The sequence below is a fragment of the Exiguobacterium sp. KJ 601 genome (assembly GCF_027161185.1).
GTDB lineage: Bacteria > Bacillota > Bacilli > Exiguobacteriales > Exiguobacteriaceae > Exiguobacterium > Exiguobacterium profundum.
On sequence record NZ_JADHZG010000014.1, the window covers coordinates 1 to 1,309 of the forward strand.

General features: G+C 47.7%; 10 tRNA genes and 1 rRNA gene. All 11 read right to left on the reverse strand.

From position 1 onward, the window contains the following. Positions 1–119 precede the first annotated feature (119 nt). The 11 genes from IRJ25_RS15085 to rrf all read right to left on the reverse strand — a co-directional run bounded on the left by IRJ25_RS15085 (position 120) and on the right by rrf (position 1,226). Positions 120–196, reverse strand: a tRNA-Pro gene (locus IRJ25_RS15085). 6 nt (positions 197–202) lie between these two features. After that, positions 203–279, reverse strand: a tRNA-Arg gene (locus IRJ25_RS15090). Positions 280–282: 3 nt separating this feature from the next. Next, a tRNA-Leu gene (locus tag IRJ25_RS15095) sits at positions 283–370 on the reverse strand. A gap of 9 nt (positions 371–379) precedes the next feature. Continuing rightward, a tRNA-Gly gene (locus IRJ25_RS15100) sits at positions 380–454 on the reverse strand. 33 nt (positions 455–487) lie between these two features. Further along, a tRNA-Leu gene (locus tag IRJ25_RS15105) sits at positions 488–568 on the reverse strand. 37 nt (positions 569–605) lie between these two features. Next, positions 606–681 (reverse strand) — tRNA-Lys (locus IRJ25_RS15110). Positions 682–693: 12 nt separating this feature from the next. After that, positions 694–769 (reverse strand) — tRNA-His (locus IRJ25_RS15115). A gap of 10 nt (positions 770–779) precedes the next feature. Further along, positions 780–855: transfer RNA gene (locus IRJ25_RS15120), tRNA-Thr, on the reverse strand. Between the two features lie 8 nt (positions 856–863). Continuing rightward, positions 864–939: transfer RNA gene (locus tag IRJ25_RS15125), tRNA-Phe, on the reverse strand. A 19-nt stretch (positions 940–958) separates the two neighbouring features. After that, positions 959–1,034: transfer RNA gene (locus IRJ25_RS15130), tRNA-Asp, on the reverse strand. A 75-nt stretch (positions 1,035–1,109) separates the two neighbouring features. Next, positions 1,110–1,226 (reverse strand): 5S ribosomal RNA (gene rrf / locus IRJ25_RS15135). Positions 1,227–1,309 lie beyond the last annotated feature (83 nt).

Consider the following 1,309-nt stretch of genomic DNA (forward strand, 5'->3'; position numbering starts at 1 on the left):
GGATCAAACTCTCCAAAGAATTTGATATAGCTCTTAAATTGACGAAGCTTGCGCTTCATTCAAAAATTGTAAAACTTTTTTTGCCTCATCGTTCAGTTTTCAAAGACCAAAAAAATAAATGGTCGGGAAGACAGGATTCGAACCTGCGACCCCTTGGTCCCAAACCAAGTGCTCTACCAAGCTGAGCTACTTCCCGTTAAAATGGTGCACCCTGAGAGATTCGAACTCCCGGCCTTTAGATTCGTAGTCTAACGCTCTATCCAGCTGAGCTAAGGGTGCATATGGTGCGGTCGAGAGGACTTGAACCTCCACGGTGTTAACCACCACTAGGCCCTCAACCTAGCGCGTCTACCGATTCCGCCACGACCGCGTATTAAGATGGAGCGGAAGACGGGATTCGAACCCGCGACCCCGACCTTGGCAAGGTCGTATTCTACCACTGAACTACTTCCGCATAAGTATTTAGATCCGCATAAGTATTTAGAGATGCGGGTGAAGGGACTCGAACCCCCACGTCAAAGACACTAGATCCTAAGTCTAGCGCGTCTACCAATTCCGCCACACCCGCATGTGAAATTACGTATTGAATAAAAAATAATGAGAAATGGTGAGCCATGCAGGGCTCGAACCTGCGACCCTCTGATTAAAAGTCAGATGCTCTACCAACTGAGCTAATGGCTCATTAAATTTTAATGGGGCGGCTGAAGGGAATTGAACCCTCGAATGCCGGAATCACAATCCGGTGCGTTAACCACTTCGCCACAACCGCCATGAAAAAATGGTGCCGGCGAAAGGATTCGAACCCTCGACCCTCTGATTACAAGTCAGATGCTCTACCAACTGAGCTACACCGGCGTGTTATATGGTGGCTTTGGACGGAATCGAACCGCCGACACAAGGATTTTCAGTCCTTTGCTCTACCAACTGAGCTACAAAGCCATACGTATTAAATTAAAAATGGCGGTCTCGACGGGATTCGAACCCGCGATCTTCTGCGTGACAGGCAGACATGTTAACCCCTACACCACGAGACCGTTTTAAGTCATATCGACTTTACCTATTTTAAAGGTCATTCTATGTAAAGTCAATAACTTTTTTAAAAAAATAAAGCCTGGCAACGTCCTATCCTCACAGGGGGAGATCCCCCAACTACTTTCGGCGCTGAGACGCTTAACTTCCGTGTTCGGCATGGGAACGGGTGTGGCCGTCTCGCTATCGCCACCAGACTCTACAGGGCTTGTTCCCTGAAAACTGAGGATTCATCAACACAAACCATTAGACTAGATCAAAGCCTCGACCGATTAGTATC